We start from the raw sequence: 23,069 nt of genomic DNA, 5'->3' as shown, positions 1-23,069 counted from the left end.
AATCCATGTTGCCGCCATTTTCCGCACTGGTTGCGGTGGAGAAAGCCTGGCCCATCGAGGGCGCCACGCCGAAGCAGCCGATCATCGGCTCGACCGGCAACACGAAATTCTCAAGGCCCTGCGGCGGCTCCTGCAACATCACGCTTCGCGATTCCAGATCGATCCGCCAGGTGACTGTATCCCGTGCCGGAAGCCCACGAGCAGCCTCCGGATCGACGACGTTTGCGGCCAGTGACGAGATCGTCCAGCCGGAAGAGCGGATCGGGTCCATGCGCAGGATGTCCACGCGCAGCGCATCACCAGGCTCGGCTCCCGTCACGAAGACCGGGCCGTTCATAGGGTTTGGACCATGAGCCGGTCGCGCACCATTCTTGTCGAAGCCACGAGCGTCCAGCGTCTCCGTGATCACGACATCGCCGGACGCGATTGTGAGCGCCGGCGGGACCGTGCCGAGGACGTTGTGCCAGGTGGTGTTGACGAGCTTGTGCGTTGCCATGAGTTGGAAGTAGCGAAGGCATTGCCCCGCGGCAAGTGTGGATTAGGCTTTCCGGCGGCCGATCGGCTTTGCTCCGCCTCGTCCCATAGGGCAGCGCGCCGCAGCCATGCCTTAGGCTCATCTTGTCGAAAAACCTTGTTCAGCGGCTCAAAGCGGCCCGACATTTTTCCGAAAATCGGGAAAGTCGATGCCCGAATCCACGACTTATCGTCTGAAGTATTCCCGCTACGATCAACCCGGATCAACCCATTGGGGATAGCCGGGATGCTGAACGAGAAGACGGTGCGCGATGCCGTGGAACAATATCGCGAGGAAGGTTACGCCATCGTCCGACAGTTCGTCGACGGCGACGAGATGGTTCGGCTGAGGGAGGAAACAGATGCCGTCTATGCCGAGGGGCTGAAGCATCACGCCACGTTCCGGCATGGCAATCTCAGTTTTCAGATCCTGCCTGAATCGGATTTCGGCAAGCGCTACGTGTTGCAAGCCTACTGGTTCTCCTGGATCAACAGCTATTTCGAGGAATTCCGGCGCAACTCGCGCTACCTGCAGCTGCTGGAGGGTCTGATCGGCCGCGACATCCGGCAGATCGCCCAGCAATTGCACTGGAAGCCGCCGGGCGCCAACGTAACCGGCTATCGTTTCCACCAGGACCTGCGTTTCCGCAATCAGGCGGCCTTCGACAACGTCGCCGACGCGACGGTGACCACGGGCCTGGCGGTCGATCGGGCAACGCTCGAGAATGGCTGCCTTCAGGTCGTGCCGGGCAGCCATAAGCTGGGCTATCTCGGGCTTTCCGACGAAGGGACGGGCGAACTGATGAAAGGTCTGACGGCCGAGGAGGAATTGCGCAAGGTGGGCATCGACCCGGCGACCATCATTCCGCTCGAACTTGAACCCGGCGACCTGGCGATGTGGGGATTGCTCACCGTGCACGGCTCCTCGCCCAACAAGTCGCAGCATGATCGCGCCTTCGCCCTGTCCAGCTACGTGCGGGCCGATTCGACGCAGCGCGGCGAATGGGCGTTCAGGGATGGCGCTTCCGTTCCGCTCGGCGAGACGCCCACCCTGTGCAAATACGAAAAGCTCTTCGAGGAGCCGGGGCCGATATACGACACCACCGCTTGGTGGAAATGATCTTGCCGCTTCGGGCGAAGGGGGCAAACGGGGTCCGGCGTTCGCGCCGGACCCTTCTCGGCGTCCGGACGGACCCAGAGCGTTTCACCATTTTACGAAAGCGGCGAGGCGCGCTATCTCCTTGTTTTTACGCAATTCCGGGCGGAGAACCGCGTCACACTTTTCCTGGAATTGCTTCAGGCCACGAAGTCGTCCGCCAGCTCTCGGATCAGGAAATCGACGAAGGCACGCACCTTCGCGGCGATATAGGTGCGATGTGGATAAAGCGCGTAGATCGGGCTGGAGTCTGGCCGGAAGCTGTCGAGCTGAACCTCAAGCCTGCCGTCGTCGATCGCCGCGTCGACCAGGAGGCTGGGCAGGTTGCCGATGCCGAAGCCGGCGATGGTCATTTGGTATGCGGCCTCGACGCTGTTGGTCGAGACACGGCCGCCGACGACCGCGTCGAACGGGCCATCCGGCCCGACGAAGGGCCATGTGCCGAGACGCTTTGCAAAATTGCTGAGCACACAGGAGTGTTTCGCCAGCTCACCCGGATGGGCCGGGCGGCCGTGCCTGTCCCAATATCCGGGCGTGGCGCAGACATAGTTGCGCACTTCGCCCAGCCTTCGCGCGATGAGCGCGGAGTCGGCCTGTTCGCCGAAGCGGATGGCGACGTCATAGCCTTCCTCCACGATGCCAATGACGTAGCGGGCCGTGAGATCGAACTCGATCGTGGTGAGCGGGTTCTCTTCGAGGAATTTCGGCACGAGCTTGGTGATGCGGGTGTGGCCAAGGACATTCGAGCACGACACCCGGATCAGGCCGCGCGTCTCCTTGTGCAGGCCGCGCGTGGAATCCTGCAATTCGGTGACGTCATCCAGCAGCGCGCGAGCGCGCGGAGCATAATCGCGGCCCGCCTCGGTCAGGCTGAGGCGCCGGGTCGTGCGGTTGATCAGCCGAACGCCGAGATCGTCCTCCAGTTCCTTGATCGTGCGGCTGACGGCGGTCGTCGACATGTTCAGGTCGCGCGCCGCCGACGACAGGCTTCCAAGCAGGCAGACACGATCGAAAACCCGCATCGCCGTCAGAAGATTCATTCCGCTTCCTTTCAGCCGGCGCGCCAAATGCCGGCCCGCCGAGAAAACAGCGGCGGGCGAGCGGGTGACAAGAGCATTCCAACGACTTTGGACGCAAAATCAACAATGGGAGAAACGACATGACATCCAAGCCTCTTCATCCTGCGATCGGCGCTCTCGCGCGCGACGCCAGGAACGGCAAGCTCGAACGCCGCGAATTCCTGGCGCTTGCCAGCGCCTTCGGCGCGAGCGCGGCGACCGCTTACGGGCTTCTCGGCCAGCCTGTTCCGGCCCGCGCCGAAGATGCGCAGCCGCCAAGAAAGGGCGGCACGCTGCGCGTCGCCATGCAGGTGATGGAGCTTGAGGACCCGCGCAGCTTCAAGGTCTCGCAAATGGGCAATATCGCACGGCAGTTTCTCGAGCCGCTGGTGCGCTGGAAGCCCGACTTCACCTTCCAGCCGATGCTGCTCGATAGCTGGGAGATCAATGCCGACGCCACGGAATATGTCTTGAAGGCGCGCCAAGGCGTGAAATGGTCGAACGGCGACGCCTTCACGGCCACCGACGTGGCCTTCAACATAGCGCGCTGGTGCGAAAAGGACGCTCCGGGCAATTCGATGGCCGGACGCATGACCGCCCTGATAGATCCGCAGACCAAGGTGGCGCGCGACGGCGCCATCGAGATCCGCGACGATCGAACCGTTGTGTTGAAGCTGTTGCAGCCCGACATCACCATCATCCCTGCGATGACCGACTATCCGGCGCTCATCGTTCATCACAGCTTCGATGTGAAGAAGGCGCCCCTGTCGGCCAATCCCATCTTCACCGGCCCGTTCGAGCTCACCAAGCTCGATGTCGGCGTCGCCGCGTCGGTGCGCAAGCGCCCTGAAGGATCGTGGTGGGGCGGAGACGTCTTCCTCGACGGCATCGACTGGATCGACTTCGGCACGGATTCGGCCGCCACGGTCTCTGCCTTCGAAGCCGGAGAGATCGACCTCAACGGGCAGACGCAATCCTATGATGTCGATCTGCTCGACAAGCTCGGGTTGAAGAAATCCGAGATCGTCACCGCGGCGACCGTGGTTGCGCGCTGCAATGTCGGTGCGAAGCCCTATGACGACAAGCGGGTGCGCAATGCCATTCAGTTGGCCGTGGACAACGAGACGGTGCTGAAGCTCGGCGCGGACGGCATGGGCATCGTTGCCCAGAACGATCATGTCGGCCCCATGCACCCCGAACATGCCGAACTGGCGCCGATCAAGCGCGACGCCGCCAAGGCCAAGGCCCTGCTTGCCGAAGCTGGCCAGCTCGACTTCGAATTCGACCTGATCTCGGTGGAAGCCGACTACCGCAAGGAAAGCGCCGATGTCATCGCCCAGCAGATGCGCGATGCCGGATTCAAGGTGAAGCGCACCGTCATCCCGGAGGCGGCATTCTGGAACGACTGGACGAAATACCCGTTCGCAACCACCAACTGGAACGCGCGGCCGCTTGGCATCCAGACCTATGCGCTTGCCTATCGGAGCGGCTCGGCCTGGAACGAAACCGGCTTCGCCGATCCGGACTTCGACGCCAGGCTGCAGAAGGCCAACGCCATTGCCGACGCGGACCAGCGCCGCGTGGTGATGGAGGAGCTGCAGACCATCCTGAGGGACTCCGGCATCATCGTTCAGCCCTACTGGCGAAAGCTGTTCTGCCACATGAAGCCGGCTTTGATGGGCTATCAGATGCATCAGGCCTACGAGCAGGATTTCACCCAGGCCTGGCTGACGGCCTGATCTCGGAAACCCGACGGAAATCGGGGCGGCGCCCGGCTGCGCGCCGCCCCGTCCGCATCGGCTCATCGGGATGGTCCGTTCAGGTTTGTGACGGCCACCTGCGCGTTCGCGCAGCCCGGGCTGCGTAAAGGACATGTCGAGCAGACACGCCCGCAGCTCCCACGTTTTGCCTGGTCCCCAACATCGAACTCGGGGATTGCGGCGGACGCGTGCACGGCTTGGTGCGTAGACGTCCGGGGTTCGGTGTCAGCCATGTCGCAAGCTCCAGTTTCATAGCCGGCAGCTTACTTTTGCGAAAATCAAACGGAACTCGTTTAAACCGGCAATTACTTTCCCTAAAATCGGGAAAGCAAGGCCCGCCTCAGCTCGCCTCGCGCATCGCCTCGGCCGCCTGCAGGTCGACCGAAACCAATTGGCTGACGCCCTGTTCGGCCATGGTGACGCCGAACAGGCGGTCCATGCGCGCCATGGTGATCGGGTTGTGGGTGATGATGACGAAGCGGGTCTCGGTGGTCTTCGACATCTCGTCCATCAAATTGCAGAAGCGCTCGACATTGTGGTCGTCGAGCGGGGCGTCGACCTCGTCGAGCACGCAGATCGGCGCCGGGTTGGTGAGGAAGACGGCAAAGATCAGCGACATCGCCGTCAGCGCCTGCTCGCCACCGGAAAGCAGCGTCATGGTCTGCGGCTTCTTGCCCGGCGGGCGTGCGAGGATTTCAAGCCCCGCCTCCAGCGGGTCTTCCGACTCGATCAGTTGCAGTTCGGCCGTGCCGCCGCCGAACAGATGCGAGAACAGCCGCTGGAAATGGCCGTTGACCACCTCGAAGGCCGACAGCAGCCGCTCGCGGCCCTCGCGGTTGAGGCTCTGGATCGCCTGACGGAGTTTTCTGATCGCCTCGATGATGTCCTCGCGCTCGGAAACGATGGTTTCGAGACGCTCCGACAATTCCCGCTGCTCTTCCTCTGCGCGCAGGTTGACGGCGCCGAGCCGCTCGCGCTCGATCTTCAGCCGGTCGAGCTGGCGCTCGATCTCGACCATGTCGGGCATCGGATCGTCGGGTTCCAGGCCGGTATGCTTGATAACCAGATGCGGCGGCGTGTTCAGCGCTTCCTGGATGCGCGCCTCGACCTCGGCGCGCCGCTCGTCGGCCGCGGTCAGCCGTTCCTCGGCGCGGACGCGGGTTTCGCGCGATTCGGCGAGCGACTGGATGGCGGCGGTCGCCGCCTTGTCGAGCTCGGCCTGTTTGTTTTCCGCCTCCTGCAGGCGGTCGCTCGCCGCCTGACGCAGCGCCTCGGCCTCTGAAAGCTGGGTCAAGAGCGCGCGGCGCTTGGCGTCGATCTCGTCCGGCGCATCGGCCAGCCGCTCGCGCTCGGCTTCAGCCTCGGCCTTGCGCTCGCCGAGTGAGGCGATCTGCGTCGAGGCGTTCTCGGCGCGCTCCAGCCAGTTCTTGCGCTCGGCGCCGATGGCGTCGAGCCGGCGCACGCGCGCCTCGGCCTCGCGCCGCAGCCCTTCATGCACGGCGCGCGCATCGGCAAGCGTGGCGCGGTCGCGCGAGACGTTGGCGGAGGCCTGTTCGAGTTGCAGCTGCAGGTCGCCGAGATCGGGCGCGTCCTTCAGCATCTCCTCGGCTTCGAGGAAGGCGGCCTGCGTCTCCTCATGGCTTTCAACGATGCGCGCGCGGGCGTCGTCCAGGGCAGCGCGGCGGCTGACCAGCTCGCCGCCGGCCTTTTCGGCCTCGGCCAGCGCGTTGCGGGCGGCATCCAGAGCATGCTGGGCGTCGCGGCCGGCCTGGCGCGCATTGCGCTCGGCCTCGCTTGCCTGGCGCATCGCCTGCTCGGCATGCGCCAGCGCTTCCTCGGCCTCGCGCACGACGCGCGTCGCCTGCACAGCCTCGGCATCGAGCTCGGCAAGGCGGTTCTTCTGCGCCAGCCGCAGCGCGGCGGCGGTCGGGGCGTCGGCGCTCGCGCTCAGGCCGTCCCAGCGCCAGAGCGCGCCATCGCGGCTGACCAGCCGCTGGCCGGGCGCCAACATAGCCTGGAGGCCGCGGCCGTCGGCAGCGTCGACGATGCCGATCTGCGCCAGGCGGCGCGCAAGCTGCGCCGGCGCGCGCACGACGCTGGCCAGGCTCTTCACGCCTTCCGGCAGCGCCGCATCGCCCGGTTGGACCGCGCTCTCGCCCCAATGTACCGGCGCGCTGCGGTCGAGCGGAACGTCGAGGTCTTCGCCAAGAGCCGCGCCGAGCGCGGTTTCGTAGCCGCGCTCGACGCTGATCTGCTCAAGCACGGACGGGAAAAGATCGCCGCCACTGGTGGCGTTGAGGATCTTCGCCAGCGTGCGCGCTTCGGTCTCGATGCGCGCCAGTTCCGCCCTTGCGTCCTGCAGCGGAGGCCTTGCGGCGCTTTCGGCGGCGCGGGCCTCGGCGACGGCCTGCTCGGCGGTCACTGTGCCGGCCTCGCTCTCTTCCAGCCGGGCAAGCGCATCCTCGACCAGAAGCCGCTTCTCAGCCGGATCCGGCAGGCCGGAAATGCGCGCGACGATGTCGGAAAGCTCGCGGTCGACCTCGGCGAGCTGGCGGGCGAAACGGTCGCGGCGCTCGGCGGTCTCGCGCAAGCTGCGCTCGATCTGGTGGCGCGAGGCGGCCGCCTCGGCGCGCTCGGCGGTCAGCGCGGCAAGTTTTGCCTCGCTCTGCGACAGCGTCGCGCCCGCCTGCTCGAAAGCGGCGCGCGTGGTCGCCTCGCGCTCGGCGGCGCCGGCGTTTTCCGAATTGAGCTCGGCCTCCTCGGTGCGCAGGCGCTCCAGGATGTCGGCATTGTCGCGCACCATCCGCTCCTCGCGGGCGATGTCGGCGTCGAGCTGCTGCAGGCGGCGTTCGAGCTCGGTCTGGCGGGCGCGGATGCGCCCGGCCTCTTCCTCGATCTGCGTCTTGGCGATCGACAGACGCTGGAAGGCGGCGGCAGCAGCGGCTTCCGCGTCGCGCAGGTCCGGCAGACGGTGCGCGGCAATACCTTGCTCCCTGGCGGCGGCCATCTGGGCGGCGGCGCGGTCGCCGACCAGCGTGGTGGCGACGGCAAGTGCTGAACGCGCCTCGCCTTCCTGGGTTTTTGCCAGCGTCCAGCGCAAATGCAGCAGCGTCGCCTCGGCCTTGCGGATATCGGCCGACAGGTTCTTGAAGCGCGAGGCCTGGCGCGCCTGGCGCTTCAGGCTTTCGATCTGGCCTTCCAGCTCGCCGACGACATCGTCCAGCCGCTCGAGGTTCTGTTCCGCCGCCTTCAGCCGAAGCTCCGCCTCATGGCGGCGCGTGTGCAGGCCGGAAATGCCGGCGGCTTCTTCCAGCAGCGCGCGGCGCGCCTGGGGTTTCGCCTGGATCAGCTCGCCGATGCGGCCCTGGCCTACCATGGAGGGCGAACGGGCGCCGGTCGACTGGTCGGCGAACAGCAACTGCACGTCCTTGGCGCGGGCTTCCTTGCCGTTGATACGGTAGAGCGAGCCGGCTTCGCGCTCGATGCGGCGCGACACCTGCAATTCATCGGCGTCGTTGAAGGCGGCGGGCGCGGTGCGGTCGGTGTTGTCGAGGAAAAGCGTGACTTCGGCGGTGTTGCGCGCCGGACGCGCGCCGGAACCCGAGAAGATCACGTCGTCCATCCCGGACGCGCGCATGTTCTTGTAGGAGCTTTCGCCCATCACCCAGCGCAAAGCTTCGACGAGGTTCGACTTGCCACAGCCATTCGGCCCGACAATGCCGGTCAGCCCGCGTTCGATGACGAACTCGCCGGGCTCGACGAAGGATTTGAAACCGAGAAGGCGAAGGCGCGAAAATTTCATTCGCGCCGCCCAACACTACAGGCAAGCGCGCCGAAGCCCAGCCGCTTCGGCGCGGCCTGGATGTCAGAGCAGAGGGTCGATGATGGCCGACATTTCCTCAATCGACATCGCCCCTTTGTAGGTCTTTCCGTTGATGAAGAAGGTCGGCGTCGAGTCGACCTTGAACTCGTCCGCTCCGCGTTTCTGGACTGCTCTCACATCGTCCAGAAGCTTCTGGTCCGTCAAGCAGGACTCAAAGGACTCCTGTGTAAAACCGGCGAGCTTGGATATCTGCAGCAGCGCTTCCTTGGTGTTGTTGACGCCAACCCAGCTCGGCTGCTGCTTGAACAGCACGTCGACCATGGCGAAGTAGTTGTCCTTGGAGCAGCGCGCCAGCATGAAGCCGGCCTCGGCGCTCGGGTCGAAGGGGAATTCGCGCAGGATGTAGCGCGCCTTGCCGGTGTCGATATATTTGGTCTTCAACTCAGGGAAGGTGGTCATGGCGAAATGCGCGCAATGCGGGCAGGTCATCGACGCATATTCTACGATCGTGACCTTGGCATCATCCTTGCCGAGTTGCTTCTCCGGCAGTGCGCCGGGCTTGAGCAATTCCGCCATGTCGACCGGACCGCTCGACTCCGGGACCTGGACCGCCGCCGGCGTCGCGGCTGGCTTGGCAGGCGTCGACGGATCGGCGGGCTTCACGTCGGCGGCCTTCGCCTCCTCGCCGGAGTCGCTGCATGCGGCAAGCAGCGCCACCGCAGGAACAGCGGCCAGCGTGGTCAGAAGGTTTCTGCGGGACAAGCTATTGCCAAACGGGGCACGGTTCATGCGAATCACCTGATATCGGTTGGATTTTGCAATGCAGAGGCTAGAAAAGGCGAGAGTTGGCGCGAATTAAGGCATCGCGATCCCCAATCCAATCGCGAAACTTGATCATGAGCATCACGAATGCGCGAGATTGGTGACGCACTCATGACGCTTCTTGTGACCCTTTGCGCTTCCTTTCACCCATAATTGTGGCGCCAAGCCGCTCCAGCGAAGCGCGCAATCCGTCGTCCTCGATCTTGCCGACCAGATGCGAGAGCTTCGATTTCTCGACCTCGTTCAAAGGCAGCGGCGCCGGCTTCGGTCGCGCCTTTTGCGAAAGTACCGGCTTTTGCAGGATCTTGATGCGGCCGACCGCGTTGAAGCCCAGGAAGGCGTTGACGCGGTTGATGACCTCGCCGGCCTCGTGCTGCAGATGCAGCGCCGCCATGCCTTCGCAGGCGATGATCAGTGTCGCCGGCTCGAACGGGTCGTCCTCGTGCAGGCGGCGCGGCCACTGGATCTTCTCCGGCCGTGAATGGCTGGCGAGGCGCGGTCCGGCGATTTCCTCCCAGGACTGCACCAGCCCGATCGAGATGCCGGCGCGCTTCTTCAGCACCGGATCGAGGATCGCGGTCGCGAGATCGCTCACCGGAACGGGATTGCCGAAGGCCCTTTTCCCTGCCATGTGCGTTCTCCAGTCTTCCAGCTCATCCGATCCCCCAGCTCTTCCGATCAATGGCACCGCTCGATCAGACTCGCAAGGCATCACAGAAGGCCGCAGCCGACGATACGGACATCGCATCCCGGCTGCTCGCCTGGTACGACGCGCATCACCGCGATCTGCCGTGGCGTATCACGCCCGGGGCGTTTGCGCGCGGCGTGAGGCCCGATCCCTATCGCGTCTGGATGTCCGAGGTGATGCTGCAGCAGACCACGGTCGAGGCGGTGAAAGCCTATTTCCGCAATTTCGTCGAGAAATGGCCGACGATCGAGGCGCTGGCGGCGGCACCGACCGAGGACGTGATGAAGGCCTGGGCCGGGCTCGGCTATTATTCCCGGGCGCGCAACCTGAAAGCCTGCGCCGACCTCGTGGCGCTGAGCGGTGGCCGCTTTCCCGACACCGAGGCGGGCCTGCGCGAACTGCCGGGGATCGGCGCCTACACGGCGGCCGCGATCGCGGCGATCGCCTTCGACCGGCCGGCGGCGGTGGTCGACGGCAATGTCGAGCGGGTCGTGACCCGGCTCCATTCGATCGAAACGCCGCTCAGTGAAGCCAAGCCGCAAATTCGCGCGCTGGTCGAGAAACTGGTGCCGCGGGCGCGGCCTGGCGATTTCGCCCAGGCGATGATGGATCTCGGCGCGACGATCTGCACGCCGAAGCGGCCGCGCTGCATGCTTTGCCCCCTGCGTGCGGATTGCAGCGCCATCCTCACCGGCGATCCGGAACGTTTCCCGGTCCGCCTGCCGAAGGACGACAAGCCGCTGCGCAAGGGCGCCGCCTTCGTCGCCGAGCGCGATGACGGCGCCATCCTGCTGCGCAAGCGACCCGAAAAGGGCCTGCTCGGCGGCATGACCGAAGTGCCGACCACGGGCTGGACGGCGCGGGTCGACGGCGCCACGACGGCCGACGCCGCGCCCTTCCCGGCCGACTGGCGGCGTGCCGGGCGGATCGGCCATGTCTTCACCCATTTCGCGCTCGAGCTCGAAGTCTTCCATGCCCAAATCAAGGGCGATGCGCCGGACGGGCATTTCTGGTCGCTGGCCCACGAGATTTCCGGGGAGGCGCTGCCCACTGTCATGAAAAAGGCGATCGAAGCGGCGATACCGGGCGCGACGAAAAAGCCGTCGCCGCACAGTGCAAAGAGGCCTGCATGACCGAAATCCGCCATATCGTGTTCGACATCGGCAGGGTGCTGATCCATTACGACCCCGACCTCGCATTCAGCCGCCTGATTCCCGATACCGAAGAGCGCAAATGGTTCTTCGACAATGTTTGCACCAGCGCCTGGAACATCGAGCAGGACCGTGGCCGGACCTGGGAAGAAGCGGAAGCTGAGCTGATCGCCGAGCATCCCGGCCACTCGGAAAACATCCGCAATTTCCGCCGCCATTGGCACGAGATGGTGCCGCATGCCTATGACGACAGTGTCGTCATCATGAAGAACCTCATAGCCAACGGCTATGACGTGACCATGCTGACCAACTTCGCCTCCGACACGTTTGCCGAGGCGCGCGAGCGCTTCGACTTCCTGAACAGCCCACGCGGCGTGACCGTTTCGGGCGACATCCGCCAGATCAAGCCGGATCGGGCCATCTACGACCATCACGTCGCGTCTTTCGGCCTGGAACCCGCCGCCACGCTGTTCATCGACGACAGCCAGAAGAATGTCGACGGCGCCAAGGCCGCCGGCTGGCAGGCGGTGCTGTTCACCGACGCCAGGACGCTTAAAGCGGACCTTGAACGGCTCGGGATTGCGGCTTGAACTGAATCGCTTGCGGCGATCCGTTGAAGTCTTGATTCAAGAGCGGGCGGCTGCTCAGGCCCCTGCCCGCTCCATGCCGAGCCGGGCGATGCGGCGCAATTCGTCGATCGGGGTCAACCCGCCGCTGCGTTCATAGTGCCAGAAGGTCCAGCCGTTGCAGGCATCCAGACCCTGCACCTCGGCGCCGATCTTGTGGATCGAGCCGGCGCTGTCGCCGATCGCCAGCGTGCCGTCGGCGCGCACCTTGGCAGCCCAACGCTTCTTGGCGTCATAGAGCGTGGCGCCGGGCGTCACCAGACCGTTGTCGATCAGGCTGATGAAGGCGACGCGCGGTTCGGCGCGCTTGCCGGAAAGCACGGTCAGATCGGCATTTTCCAGCGGACGAACCGCGGCGATACGCTCGTTGGCGGCATCGATGTAGGCCTGCTCGCGCTCGATGCCGACGAAATGGCGGCCGAGACGCTTGGCGACAGCACCCGTGGTGCCGGAGCCGAAGAAGGGGTCGAGCACGACATCGCCCGGCTTGGTCGAGGCCATCATGATGCGGGCCAGCAAGGCTTCCGGCTTCTGCGTCGGATGCACCTTGTTGCCGTTCTCGTCCTTCAGCCGCTCGCCGCCGGTGCAGATCGGGAACAGCCAGTCGGAGCGCATCTGCAGATCGTCGTTCGAGGCCTTCAGCGCTTCGTAATTGAAGGTGTAGCCCTTGGCCTTCTGGTCGCGCGAGGCCCAGATCATCGTCTCATGCGCGTTCTGGAAGCGGCGGCCGCGGAAATTCGGCATCGGGTTGGTCTTGCGCCAGACGATGTCGTTGAGGATCCAGAAGCCGAGATCCTGCATGCGGGCGCCGACGCGGAAGATGTTGTGGTAGGAGCCGATGACCCAGATGGTGCCGCTAGGCTTCAGCACGCGGCGCGCCGCGAGCAGCCAGGCGCGGGTGAAGGCGTCATAGGCCTCGAAACTCTCGAACTGGTCCCAGTCGTCGTCGACCGCGTCGACCTTGGACTGGTCCGGCCGGTGCAGGTCGCCGTCGAGCTGCAGATTGTAGGGCGGGTCGGCGAAGATGATGTCGATCGACTTTTCCGGCAGCCGGTCGAGGGCGGCGACGCAATCGCCCTTCAGGATCGTGTCCAGCCATTCGGACTGCTGGGGAGCATGGGAAAGCTCGTCGATAAGACGCACGGCAGACATCAAAACACCCAAAGGAACGCGTTACGGTTTACTGGCTGTTATGGTTACCGATCAGCGTAAACATTCGGTGAAGGCTCGCCGCATCACCTTCGGCGGTTTGCGAAGGCTGGCCCATTGGTGTATGCCGCGCCCGCCTAGAGCTAAATTCAGATTTGAGGTCATGTCGACCTGAAATCTGAATTTAGCTCCAGATCAAAGAAGTAGAGCATGATGTCGTCCGAAAACCGCTCCACACTTTTCGGCATCATGCTCTAAGCCATTCAGGCCTCCCCCAAACGCTTTCGGATAGCCATGCCCCAGCCAGACCTTGTCATTTTCGATTGCGACGGCGTGCTCGTCGATTCCGAAATCATCGCCGCCCGCATCGAGGCGGAGCTTTTGACGTCGGCTGGGTTCGAGATTTCGGCTGAGGAGCTTAGTGAAACCTATGCCGGCCTGACCTTCAAGGACATCATGCTGCGGGTCGAGGAGAAATCGCAGATCCCGTTCCAGGCCTCGCTGATCGACCGCGCCGAGGAACTGGTCGACCGCAAGCTGCGCGTGGACGTGCGCATCATCGACGGTGCCCGCGAGGCGGTCGCCGCCGTCTCCGCGCCACGCGCCGTCTGCTCGAACTCCAGCACGGAGCGGGTCGAATTCATGCTGGAGAAGGTGCGGCTGCTGCCGTTCTTCGCCGGCCGCATCTTTTCGGGGCTGGATATCCCGAGCAAGAAGCCCAAACCGGCGCCGGACGTGTTCCTCTACGCCGCCGAAAAGCTCGGCGCCAACCCGAAGAACACCTTCGTCATCGAGGATTCCGTGCATGGCATTGCCGGCGCCAGGGCGGCCGGCATGCGCGTCATCGGCTTCACCGGCGCAGGGCACAGCTATCCCGGCCATGCCGATGCGCTGACCGAGGCCGGCGCCGAAACGGTCATCCGGCGCTGGGCGGAGCTCAACAGCACGATCGCCGCGCTGTCGGAATGGTCGGAAGACGCTTAGACCAGAAGGTCGAGGACGACGCCTACGCGCCGGTCGTCAGCGTCGACAGTTGGTCGGTGTCGTAGCGATTTCGCAGATCGGCGAGCGCTTTCGAATCCGGCGCACCCTGCGCCGCCAGCTCGGCGAGCTCTTCGAAATAATGCTCGTGACCGGGCGGAGAGACGGTCATCAGCACGCGCGCCGGCTTCTTGCTGACATTGGTGATGTTGTGCGGCACTCCCGGCGGGATGAACAGGAAGGTTCCCGGCGTTGCCCGGATCGCCCGGTCGCCGACATGCCATTCACACTCGCCCTCGAGCAGATAGAAGGTCTCCTCCTGCACCCGGTGAACATGCCGCCCGGTGGCGAACTCCGGCGGGATCGTCCAGTCGAACATGCTCGTATGCCTGGTATTTTCGTCGGTGACGAGGAAAGCCATGGGGTGGCCACGCAGCATGACTCCTTTCTTCTCGTCGGGCATGCGGATGACGGCATCGGCGCTCATATGATCCTCCTCTGACAGGGCGCTTGTATCTGGCAAGCATTCACGCAACATCGACCGCTCACGCCGGAAAGTCGTGAATCCGTTGCCAAAAATTTGCTAAAAGACTCCAATGACCGTCAGGGGCGACCTCTACCAGTTCGGCCCGTTCCGCCTCGATCCTGAGGTGGGCATTCTCTTTTACGAGGCCGAGCCGACGATGCTCGGGCAGCGCGCCGTCGCGTTGCTGCGGCTGCTGATCCAGAACGGGGGCCAACCCGTGTCCAAGGACGCGCTGATCGACGCCGGCTGGGGCGGATCGGCGGTTGCCGATAACAATCTGACGGTTCAGATCGCAGCCTTGCGCCGGACACTGGCCGATGCGGCGAATGCGGCGAACTGGATCGAAACATTGCCGCGCCGCGGCTATCGCTATGTCGGACCGGCCGTCGCCACCAATGTTCCCGATATCTCGGCCGCCACCCGCGCTGCGTCGGCGCCGAGCTTGCCTGAGAAGCCCTCCGTCGCGGTCCTGCCATTCTCGATTTTGAGCGGCGATCCGCAGCAGGAGTATTTTGCCGATGGGATGGTGGACGACATCATCACAGGCCTGGCGCGCATCAAATGGCTGTTCGTCATCGCGCGAAATTCGACCTTCTCGTACAAGGGTCGCGCCGTCGACGTGAAGCAGGTCGGTCGCGAGCTTGGCGTTCGCTATGTGCTCGAAGGCAGTGTGCGCAAGGCCGGCGGAAGCGTGCGGGTCACCGCGCAGATGATCGACGCTTCGACCGGCGCGCATGTCTGGGCCGAGCGCTACGATCGCAGCTCCGACGACATTTTCGCGATTCAGGACGAGATCGCGCTGGCAGCAGTGGGCGCGATTGCGCCAAGCGTGCGGAAGGCCGAAATCGAACGTGTCAGGCGCAAGCGCCCCGATAGTCTCGATGCCTACGATCTCGTGCTGCAGGCCCAGCCTGATGTCGATTCAGGCATGCCGGAGCAGGTCACCAGGGCGCTGGCGCTTCTCGACCGTGCGATCGCACTCGAACCAGCCTATGCGCTGGCGCATGGCAACGCCGCGATGTGCCACCATTGCCTGTTCCTTCGGGCCGGCCTGCAGGAAATCAACCGCGCGTCTTCGATTCGCCACGCGCGGTCGGCCATCGTCCATGGACAAGATGATGCACTGGCCCTGACATGGGCGGGCTTTTCCATCGGAATGGATGCGCATGATCGCGCCGCCGCATTCGCGGCATTGGAAGCAGCGCTCGCCATCAGCCCATCATCGGCTCTGACCTACATCCTTGGCAGCGTCGTTCTCGGATGGAACGGCGAAGCGGAGCGCGCGATAGAGTGGAGCGAGCATGGCATGCGGCTGAGCCCGTTCGATTCGTGGGCCTGGGCCGCATTTGACGCGCAGGCGATGAGCCATTTGCTGCGCGGCCGTTACGACGAGGCTTGCCGTGCTGCCTACAAGTCCGTCCAAGCCAATCCGGCGCACAGCATCACCTTTGTGCAATTGGCCGCGGCGCTGGCCAAGCTTGGCCGATTGGACGAAGCGAAGGCGGCAGCCGCTCGCGTGATCGAGCTCCAGCCTGCCTTTCGCTACAGCCGCCAGTTTGCAGGCGTGAATTGCGCGCCCGCGCTCGCCGAGGCCCTTGGCAGCGCGCTACGGGCAGCCGGATTGCCGGAGTAGCCGGCCGCCAGGCCACGATCAGCCGTCGATGAGCGCAGATATTAATTGGTCGCCGGAGCGCGCTTCTTCCTCTTGCCTTTCGACTTGTCCGCCGAGGCGACCGGCGTGTTTTCGTCATAGCCGGCATAGGCCTGGTAATCGCGCGCGGTCGGCTCAGGCACCACGACATTGCTGTCCACGAAGACGAACTGGGTGGCAGCCGACGGGTCGGTGACCTGCACCTGGTACTGATGCAACTGCGAATAAAGCACCTCGTCGCCATGCTGGACCGCGATGCGGATCGGCATGGTCACGGTGCCGGGCGCGAACATCGGCCCCGGCACGACCTTGCCGGCGACGGCGATCTTCATCGACATCTGGCCGTTGGCGTGGGTGCAATCGCGCGTCACGTCGGTGACCGAGGCCTGGTAGACGATCTTCGACGGATCGTGAGCGGGATCGATCGGCTGGCCGTTGGGGCCGGTCTGGGCGGCCGCTGCCTCGGCCTCGGCCTGCGCCGCGGGATCAAGCTTCTTTTTCTTCGGCTTTGCCGCTGTGCCCTTGGCATAGGTGTTGAAATAGGCGGTGCCGTCGCGCAGCGTCACCTTCGGGCAGTAGGCGCGCAACTGGCTGGCGAGTATCTTGGAATCCTGCGGCGGCGGCGGCGCGGTCGGATCGCTCTTCTTGCCGAAACCGAGATCCAGGATGCCATTGTCGCTCGATTGGCAGCCGGCGGCGGCAAGCATAAAGCCGGTGAGCGCCAGACCCGCGACAAAACGACGGTTGACCGAATAAAACGCCATGAAACTGCACTTCCCTCTCACAAAGCCGGTGACGTATAGCAACCGCGCGGCAAAAATGCGACTGAGCCGGCTCGGAAAATTAACCAAATGCCGTGGATGACGCGACCGGCAGCAATGGGCCTTTGACGATGCAATATGTGAGTACCCGCGGGGATGCCCCCGCGCTTGGATTTTCCGACGCGGTGCTGGCGGGCCTGGCGCGCGACGGCGGGCTTTACGTTCCGCGCGAATGGCCGCAGTTTTCGGCCGCCGACATCCGCGCCATGCGTGGGCTTGCCTATCCCGACCTTGCCATCCGCGTGCTCACGCCCTTCCTCGGCGGCGAGATCGCGGCGCCCGTCTTCGAGCGGCTGGTGCGCGAGGCCTATGCGACTTTCCGGCATGAAGCCGTCTGCCCGCTGGTGCAGACTGGAAAAAACACCTTCATCCTCGAGCTGTTCCACGGCCCGACACTGGCCTTCAAGGACGTGGCGATGCAGTTGCTGGCGCGGCTGATGGACCATGTGCTCGCCGAGCGCGGCAAGCGCGCCACCATCGTCGGCGCCACGTCGGGCGACACCGGTGGCGCCGCGATCGACGCCTTTGCCGGCCGCGACCGCACCGACATCTTCATTCTGTTCCCGCACGGCAAGGTCTCGCCGGTGCAGCAGCGTCAGATGACGACGTCGAGCGCCGCCAACGTCCATGCGCTGTCGGTCGAGGGCAATTTCGACGATTGCCAGGGCCTGGTGAAGGACATGTTCAACGACCACGCTTTCCGCGACCGGGTGTCGTTATCGGGCGTCAATTCGATCAACTGGGCCCGCATCATGGCCCAGATCGTCTACTATTTCTCTTCCGCCGTGTCGCTCGGCGCGCCGGACCGGCCGGTCTCCTTCACCGTGCCGACTGGCAATTTCGGCGATATTTTCGCCGGCTACGCCGCCAAGCGCATGGGCCTGCCGATCGAGCGGCTGATCATCGCCACCAACGACAACGACATCCTGGCGCGCACGCTTGCGAGCGGTGAATACCGCACCAAGGGCGTGTTCGCCACGACCTCGCCGTCGATGGACATCCAGGTGTCGTCGAATTTCGAGCGGCTGCTGTTCGAGGCCGCGGGTCGCGACGCCGAGACGGTCAGGCGCTACATGAACGGGCTGAAGCAGTCGGGCGCCTTCACCATCGAGGCAGGCGAGATCAGGCGCATCCGCGCCGAGTTCGACGCCGGCCGCGCCACCGTCGAAGAGGTCGCCGCCACCATCCGCGCGACGCTCGAGAAAAGCAACTACCTGCTCGATCCGCACACCGCCGCCGCCGTTCATGTCGCGGCCGCCCACGCCTCCGGTCCGGTGCCCATGGTGGTGCTCGGCACCGCGCATCCGGCGAAATTCCCGGCAGCGGTCGAGGCAGCGAGCGGCATCACCCCTGCCCTGCCCGCATGGCTAGGCGGCTTGATGACAGCCGACGAAAAATACACGATACTTCCATCCGACTTGAAAATGGTGGAAGATTACGTGAGCCGCCACACGCGGGCGGCGCGTTAGGGAGTACTTGCCATATGGGTGTTGAGGTAAGCCGTCTGTCGAACGGCCTGACAGTCGCCACCGAAACCCTTCCAAGCATCGAATCGGTTGCCCTTGGTGCCTGGGTGAAGTCTGGCGCCCGCAACGAGCGCGACGAAGAGCATGGCATGGCCCATCTCCTCGAACACATGGCGTTCAAGGGCACCAAGCGCCGCAGCGCCTTCGAGATCGCCTCGGAAATCGAGAATGTCGGCGGCGAGATCAACGCCGCCACCAGCGTCGAGACGACCTCATACTACGCCAGGGTGCTTTCCGGCGACGTGCCGCTGGCGGTCGATATCCTGGCCGACATCCTGCAGGAATCCGAATTCGATCCCGAGGAGCTGGAGCGCGAGCAGCATGTGATCCTGCAGGAGATCGGCGCCGCGCACGACACGCCCGACGACATCGTCTTCGACCGCTTCACCGAAACCGCCTTCCGCCACCAGACCATCGGCCGCTCGATCCTGGGCACGCCCGAGACGGTCAAATCCTTCACCTCCAAACAGCTGCACGACTTCATCGAGCGGCAATATGCCGCCGAGCGGATGGTGATCGTGGCGGCCGGCGACATCAAGCACGACGCTTTCGTGCGTGAGGTGGAAAACCGGCTCGGCGGCTTCCGCGCCAAGGCCGAGGGCAACATCCCGCAATATGCGCAGTATGTCGGCGGCGATTTCCGCGAGGACCGCGACCTGATGGATGCGCAGATCGTGCTCGGCTTCGAGGGCCGCGCCTACCATGTGCGCGATTTCTATGCCTCGCAGGTGCTGTCGATGATCCTGGGCGGCGGCATGTCGTCGAGGCTGTTCCAGGAAGTGCGCGAGAAGCGTGGCCTCTGCTACTCGGTCTATGCCTTCCACTGGGGTTTTTCCGACACCGGCATTTTCGGCGTGCATGCCGCGACCGGGCAGAGCGATATCGCCAAGCTGGTGCCGGTGATCATCGACGAACTGCAGAAGGCCGGCGAAAGCATCCAGCAGGAAGAGCTCGACCGGGCGCGGGCGCAATACCGCGCGGGCCTCATCATGTCGGCCGAAAGCCCGGCCAGCCGCGCCTCGCAGATTGCCCGGCAGCTGCTTCTGTTCGGACGGCCGATCGCCAAGGAGGAATTGATGGAGCGGCTTTCGGCGCTGACCGTCGAACGGCTGACCGACCTCTCCTCGCGGCTGTTCTCGACCAAGCCGACGCTTACCGCGGTTGGCCCCGTGGGCACGCTTGCGCCCTACGAGGCGATCCTCGAATCGCTTGCGGGTCCGCAGACGACGGCCCGCCGGCTCGCCGTCTGAATCTTAGAACACGCGCCGTGTTCGCGCTCCCTTTCTTTCGCCGCGACCTGCCGGCACTGAGAGGCGAAAAGGTCACGCTGCGCGTGCCCCTGACCAACGACTACCGCGAATGGGCGGCGGTGCGCGGCGAAAGCCGCGCCTTCCTCGAACCCTGGGAGCCGCGCTGGCAGCCGGACGAGCTCGACCGCACCGCCTGGCGGCTGCGCATCAGCCGCTACCGCGAGGATTACGCGCAAGGCACGGCCATCGCCTTCTTCATCTTCGAAAAATCGAGCGGCAAGCTTGCCGGCGGCATCACGCTCGGCAACATCCGCCATGGCGTCGCGCAGAGCGGTCATATCGGCTATTGGATCGGCGAACGCTTCGGCGGCCGAGGCCTGATGACCGAGGCGGTCAAGCTGGTGTCGCGCTTTGCCTTCGATACGCTCAGGTTGCACCGGATCGAAGCTGCCTGTATTCCCGAAAACGCCCGGTCGATCCGCGTGCTTGAAAAAGCCGGATTCCGGCGCGAAGGACTTCTGCGATCCTATCTCAGGATCAACGGCATCTGGCAGGATCACTACCTCTACGCCCGGATCGCGGACGATCCGCCGGGCGATGGAACGAAGGGCTGATTGTGACGAATTTCCCGCGATTAGCGTCGCTGTTCGCCCTCATCATGACGGTCGTCGTCACGCTTTTTTCGGCCATGCCGGCTTTCGCCGTCGAGCCGATCAAGATCGCGCGTGACGACAAGGCGCTGGACCTCTCCGGCGCCGTGGAAATCTACCGGAACCAGGGCGAGAATTTCCAGGTCTCGACGGCGCCCGGTCCCGACGGCATCGTGCGGCGCATCGAGGTGGAAGCCAATGACGCGCGCTCGAGCGGCGACTGGGCCGTGTTCGCGCTCGCCAACACCACCGACCAGCAGCTCGACCGGCTGATCGTCGCCCCGCATTTCCGCCTGGTGAATTCCGGTATCTTCTGGCCTGATCTCGGCTCGACCCGCATCGCCGCGATCACGCCCAGCGAGGGCTTCGCCCTCGACCGCCAGACAAGCCCGGACGCCGACGTGTTCCGGGTGACGCTGAACCCCGGAACGGTGGTGACCTTCATCGCCGAGCTCGCCTCGCCGAAGCTGCCGCAGGTGTATCTCTGGGAGCCGGATTCCTACAAGGACTCGGTCAATTCCTACACGCTGTTCCGCGGCATCGTCATCGGCATTTCGGGCCTCCTGGCGCTGTTCCTGACCATCCTGTTCGTGGTCAAGGGAACCTCGATGTTCCCGGCGACCGCGGCGCTCGCCTGGGCGGTGCTCGCCTATATCTGCGTCGACTTCGGCTTCCTCAACAAGATCATCGAGATATCGCCCGGCAACGAGCAGATATGGCGGGCCGGCACGGAGGTGGCCCTGGCCGGAACCTTCGTGGTGTTCCTGTTCGCCTATCTCAATCTCAACCGTTGGCATGGCCATTTCAGCTATGGAGCGCTGGTCTGGATCCTCGGGCTGCTCTTGATCGCGGGCGTTGCCATCGTCGATCCGGCGGTCGCCGCCGGCATTGCCCGCATCTCGTTCGCCGCCACCGCGCTCACCGGCCTCGGCCTCATCATCTTCCTCGGCATTCGCGGCTATGACCGCGCGATCATGCTGGTGCCAAGCTGGGTGATGGTGCTGTTATGGCTGTGCGGGTCGTGGATGGCGATCACCGGCATGCTGGACAACGACATCGCGCAGCCGGCGCTGGGCGGCGGGCTGATCCTGATCATCCTCCTGATCGGCTTCACCGTCATGCAGCACGCCTTTGCCGGCGGCGCGCTGCACCAGGGGCTGTTCTCCGACCTCGAGCGGCAGGCGCTCGCCGTCGCCGGCTCGGGCGACATCGTCTGGGACTGGGACGTGCTGCGCGACCGCGTCGTCACCAAGCCCGACATCAGCCTGCAGCTCGGCCTTGCGCCCAACAGCCTTGGCGGGGCTGCCCGCAACTGGCTGCCCGTGCTGCATGCCGACGACCGCGATACGTTCCGCACCACGCTCGACGTGGTGCTCGAGCACCGCCGCGGCAAGGTGGCGCAGAACTTCCGCCTGCGCGGCGCCGACGGCCACTATCACTGGTTCTCGCTGCGCGCCCGCCCGGTGATCGGCTCCGACGGCGAAGTGATCCGCTGCGTCGGCACCATGGTCGACGTCACCGAGCAGAAGAAATCCGAGGAAAGGCTGCTGCACGACGCCGTGCACGACAATCTGACCGGCCTGCCGAACCGCGAATTGTTCATGAACCGGCTGGAGGCGATCATTTCGATCGCCCGCACCGAGGACAAGGTGCGACCGACGGTCTTCATCATCGACATCGACCGCTTCAAGCAGGTCAATGACGGTCTCGGCATTTCCGCCGGCGACACCATTCTCCTCACGGTCGCGCGCCGGCTGCACCGGCTGCTGAAGCCGAAGGACTCGCTGTCGCGCTTTGCCGGCGACCAGTTCGCGCTGATGCTGCTTTCGGAACAGGACCCTGCCCGCATCGCGGCCATGGCCGACGCCATCAAGCACGCCATCAACAATCCGATCACCTTCGCCAAGCGCGAGATCGTGCTGACCGCCTCGATAGGCCTGATCACGTGGACGACGGCGCAGACCTCGGCCGAGGACATGGTCAAGGACGCCGAGCTTGCCATGCACCAGGCCAAGCGCTTCGGCGGCGACAGGATCGAGCCGTTCCGGCCGGCCTTCCGCACCGTCGGCACCGACCGGCTGCAGTTCGAATCCGATCTTCGCCGCGCCATCGAGCGGCGCGAGTTCACGCTTGCCTACCAGCCGATCGTGCGGCTGGAGGACGGCAGTGTCGCCGGCTTCGAGGCGCTGCTGCGCTGGGACCATCCGCGCCGCGGCATGATCCCGCCGGGGGACTTCATCCCGGTGGCCGAGAATTGCGGGCTGATCGTGCAGCTCGGCCTGTTCGCCATGCAGCAGGCGGCCGAAGACCTGGCTGCCTGGCAAAAGCAGATCGGCGACGCGCCGCTGTCGGTCTCGGTCAATTTGTCGAGCCGCCAGCTCATCCGCCGCGATCTTGTAAGCGACGTCCGCTCGGTCATCGCGCGCGCCAATCTCAAGCCGCGCTGCTTCCGGCTCGAGCTCACCGAATCGTTAGTGATGGACAATCCCGAGCAGACCGCGCATGTGCTGAGCAAGCTGAAACAGCTCGGCATCGGGCTGTCGCTCGACGATTTCGGCACCGGCTATTCCTCGCTCTCCTACCTGACGCGCTTCCCCTTCGACACGATCAAGATCGACAAGAGCTTCGTCGACGACGCGACCCCGAAGCGCGCCGTGCTGCTCAAATCCATGGTCAACATGGCGCACGAGCTTGGGCTTTCGGTCGTCGCGGAAGGCATTTCGGACGAAAGCGACGCGCTGGAGCTGCGCCAGATGGGCTGCGAATATGTCCAGAGCTTCATGTTCGGCGCGCCGATGCCCGGCGACCAGGTGCTGAAGACGTTGAGGGAGCAGTATCCACTGACCAAGGCTTAGAGGCCGTTTGGAAACTCTACTCCTGCGGCCATCTGGCGGCGCTTTCTGCGCTTCCGGTGCTCA

18 protein-coding genes are annotated in these 23,069 nt (G+C 64.6%); 10 read left to right on the top strand and 8 right to left on the bottom strand.

All coding sequences use genetic code 11. From position 1 onward, the window contains the following. Nucleotides 1–496, bottom strand: a 496-nt coding sequence (locus FJ471_RS21530; RefSeq protein ID WP_181179633.1) for an acetamidase/formamidase family protein, incomplete at its 3' end; no start/stop codon positions are given. 264 nt (nt 497–760) lie between these two features. On the opposite strand from FJ471_RS21530, the gene FJ471_RS21525 reads away from it, so the two are divergent. Beyond that, complete coding sequence (locus FJ471_RS21525) at nt 761–1,633, top strand: phytanoyl-CoA dioxygenase family protein (protein WP_181179631.1); 873 nt, start codon at nt 761–763, stop codon at nt 1,631–1,633. A 176-nt stretch (nt 1,634–1,809) separates the two neighbouring features. On the opposite strand, the gene FJ471_RS21520 is transcribed toward FJ471_RS21525, so the two are convergent. Beyond that, nucleotides 1,810–2,709: a LysR family transcriptional regulator gene (locus FJ471_RS21520; RefSeq protein WP_140806757.1), complete on the bottom strand. Its 900-nt coding sequence runs from the start codon at nt 2,707–2,709 to the stop codon at nt 1,810–1,812. Between the two features lie 119 nt (nt 2,710–2,828). Between FJ471_RS21520 and FJ471_RS21515 the strand changes: the two genes are divergently transcribed. Continuing rightward, a complete protein-coding gene (locus FJ471_RS21515; protein ID WP_140806756.1) occupies nt 2,829–4,466 on the top strand; it encodes an ABC transporter substrate-binding protein in 1,638 nt (545 codons plus the stop codon). 361 nt (nt 4,467–4,827) lie between these two features. On the opposite strand, the gene smc is transcribed toward FJ471_RS21515, so the two are convergent. The 3 genes from smc to FJ471_RS21500 form a co-directional block, all read right to left on the bottom strand. After that, a complete protein-coding gene (gene smc / locus FJ471_RS21510) occupies nt 4,828–8,289 on the bottom strand; it encodes a chromosome segregation protein SMC (protein ID WP_140806755.1) in 3,462 nt (1,153 codons plus the stop codon). A 63-nt stretch (nt 8,290–8,352) separates the two neighbouring features. Next, nucleotides 8,353–9,099: a DsbA family protein gene (locus FJ471_RS21505; protein ID WP_140806754.1), complete on the bottom strand. Its 747-nt coding sequence runs from the start codon at nt 9,097–9,099 to the stop codon at nt 8,353–8,355. Between the two features lie 142 nt (nt 9,100–9,241). Further along, on the bottom strand, nt 9,242–9,763 hold the full coding sequence (locus tag FJ471_RS21500; RefSeq protein ID WP_140806753.1) for a DUF721 domain-containing protein: 522 nt from the start codon (nt 9,761–9,763) through the stop codon (nt 9,242–9,244). A 50-nt stretch (nt 9,764–9,813) separates the two neighbouring features. Between FJ471_RS21500 and mutY the strand changes: the two genes are divergently transcribed. Both mutY and FJ471_RS21490 read left to right on the top strand, forming a co-directional pair. Beyond that, nucleotides 9,814–10,953 (top strand): A/G-specific adenine glycosylase, encoded by a 1,140-nt coding sequence (gene mutY / locus FJ471_RS21495; protein WP_140806752.1) that lies wholly within the window; start codon nt 9,814–9,816, stop codon nt 10,951–10,953. Beyond that, the gene (locus FJ471_RS21490; RefSeq protein WP_140806751.1) at nt 10,950–11,561 is read left to right on the top strand and encodes an HAD family phosphatase; all 612 of its coding nucleotides are present in this window, start codon (nt 10,950–10,952) and stop codon (nt 11,559–11,561) included. Before mutY ends, FJ471_RS21490 begins: the two co-directional genes overlap by 4 nt. Before the next feature lie 54 nt (nt 11,562–11,615). On the opposite strand, the gene FJ471_RS21485 is transcribed toward FJ471_RS21490, so the two are convergent. After that, nucleotides 11,616–12,749 carry a site-specific DNA-methyltransferase gene (locus FJ471_RS21485; RefSeq protein WP_140806750.1) on the bottom strand — a complete coding sequence of 378 codons (1,134 nt, stop codon included), beginning with the start codon at nt 12,747–12,749 and terminating at the stop codon, nt 11,616–11,618. A 291-nt stretch (nt 12,750–13,040) separates the two neighbouring features. Between FJ471_RS21485 and FJ471_RS21480 the strand changes: the two genes are divergently transcribed. Beyond that, a complete protein-coding gene (locus FJ471_RS21480; RefSeq protein WP_140806749.1) occupies nt 13,041–13,730 on the top strand; it encodes an HAD family phosphatase in 690 nt (229 codons plus the stop codon). Nucleotides 13,731–13,752: 22 nt separating this feature from the next. On the opposite strand, the gene FJ471_RS21475 is transcribed toward FJ471_RS21480, so the two are convergent. Further along, a complete protein-coding gene (locus tag FJ471_RS21475) occupies nt 13,753–14,214 on the bottom strand; it encodes a cupin domain-containing protein (protein WP_140806748.1) in 462 nt (153 codons plus the stop codon). A gap of 109 nt (nt 14,215–14,323) precedes the next feature. Here FJ471_RS21475 and FJ471_RS21470 point away from each other — a divergent pair, with 109 nt between their 5' ends. Further along, nucleotides 14,324–15,886 carry a winged helix-turn-helix domain-containing tetratricopeptide repeat protein gene (locus tag FJ471_RS21470; protein WP_140806747.1) on the top strand — a complete coding sequence of 521 codons (1,563 nt, stop codon included), beginning with the start codon at nt 14,324–14,326 and terminating at the stop codon, nt 15,884–15,886. Nucleotides 15,887–15,927: 41 nt separating this feature from the next. On the opposite strand, the gene FJ471_RS21465 is transcribed toward FJ471_RS21470, so the two are convergent. After that, nucleotides 15,928–16,668 carry a hypothetical protein gene (locus tag FJ471_RS21465; RefSeq protein WP_140806746.1) on the bottom strand — a complete coding sequence of 247 codons (741 nt, stop codon included), beginning with the start codon at nt 16,666–16,668 and terminating at the stop codon, nt 15,928–15,930. Between the two features lie 128 nt (nt 16,669–16,796). Between FJ471_RS21465 and thrC the strand changes: the two genes are divergently transcribed. From thrC to FJ471_RS21445, 4 genes are read left to right on the top strand one after another with little or no spacing between them, the layout of a single operon-like run. Next, on the top strand, nt 16,797–18,194 hold the full coding sequence (thrC, locus tag FJ471_RS21460) for a threonine synthase (protein ID WP_140806745.1): 1,398 nt from the start codon (nt 16,797–16,799) through the stop codon (nt 18,192–18,194). Between the two features lie 14 nt (nt 18,195–18,208). Further along, nucleotides 18,209–19,501, top strand: coding sequence for a pitrilysin family protein (locus FJ471_RS21455; protein ID WP_140806744.1), 1,293 nt, complete (start codon nt 18,209–18,211; stop codon nt 19,499–19,501). Between the two features lie 17 nt (nt 19,502–19,518). Then, on the top strand, nt 19,519–20,115 hold the full coding sequence (locus FJ471_RS21450; RefSeq protein ID WP_140806743.1) for a GNAT family protein: 597 nt from the start codon (nt 19,519–19,521) through the stop codon (nt 20,113–20,115). Between the two features lie 2 nt (nt 20,116–20,117). Beyond that, nucleotides 20,118–23,006 carry an EAL domain-containing protein gene (locus FJ471_RS21445; RefSeq protein WP_181179628.1) on the top strand — a complete coding sequence of 963 codons (2,889 nt, stop codon included), beginning with the start codon at nt 20,118–20,120 and terminating at the stop codon, nt 23,004–23,006. The last annotated feature ends 63 nt before the right edge of the window (nt 23,007–23,069 follow it).

The organism is Mesorhizobium sp. B2-7-1, from assembly GCF_006440735.1.
Taxonomy (GTDB): Bacteria; Pseudomonadota; Alphaproteobacteria; order Rhizobiales; family Rhizobiaceae; genus Mesorhizobium.
This window is presented reverse-complemented; position numbering and strand designations above follow the sequence as displayed.